This is a genomic window from Bacillus sp. LR--39, from assembly GCF_053613335.1.
Window position 1 is genome coordinate 1 of record NZ_JBSIOT010001472.1, and the last position, 540, is coordinate 540.

Annotated in this window: 2 protein-coding genes; one reads left to right on the forward strand and one right to left on the reverse strand. The window is 46.3% G+C overall.

Annotated features, from left to right (window positions below; genetic code table 11):
* Window positions 1-382 (forward strand): stress response protein YvgO (gene yvgO / locus ACWHAR_RS31205; protein WP_452088945.1); only part of this gene is annotated, 382 nt, incomplete at its 5' end.
* Window positions 383-426: 44 nt separating this feature from the next.
* Here the strand turns inward: yvgO and ACWHAR_RS31210 are convergent.
* A partial coding sequence (locus ACWHAR_RS31210) for a hypothetical protein (RefSeq protein ID WP_452088946.1) occupies window positions 427-540 on the reverse strand: 114 nt, incomplete at its 5' end.

Consider the following 540-nt stretch of genomic DNA (forward strand, 5'->3'; position numbering starts at 1 on the left):
GCAGACAACTACTGCTGGAACAACTGCCGCTGATGTAGGTTTAAACGTCAACCTGGATGTACTTGGAATTGCCAACCAGATCGCTGATGCTATCAAATCCGCACAGAACAGAGATGGGTTTGTGAAAAACCTCATGGAGTCTTCCTTCTACGCATCCGGCCAAAAATATAATGTCATGGTCTTTAATTTAAGCCAGGAATATGAAGATCATTTGAACGGTGTGCAATTTTACGGCTCAGCCGTTTACGACGGCATTACGTATGGCATTTGGGTATTTGAAGACGGAACCTTTACAAACAAAGGCGATGGCGGCTGGATCAACTGGGCCTTCAGAGGCTGGTTCGACCGGGATGGCAGCACTGTCGCATTTCATCGCCCTTAATATAGAAAAAAGCTGGCGCTCTAACGCCAGCTTTTTTGCTCCATTTATTCGCCGCCTTCAAGCATGGCGGCTTCGACATCATTAATGTATTGGCGAAGCTCATGGGAAATGTCCCGGGAAATTTCCCTCTCTTCGAAGAGCGTTTGAATTTCATTTCT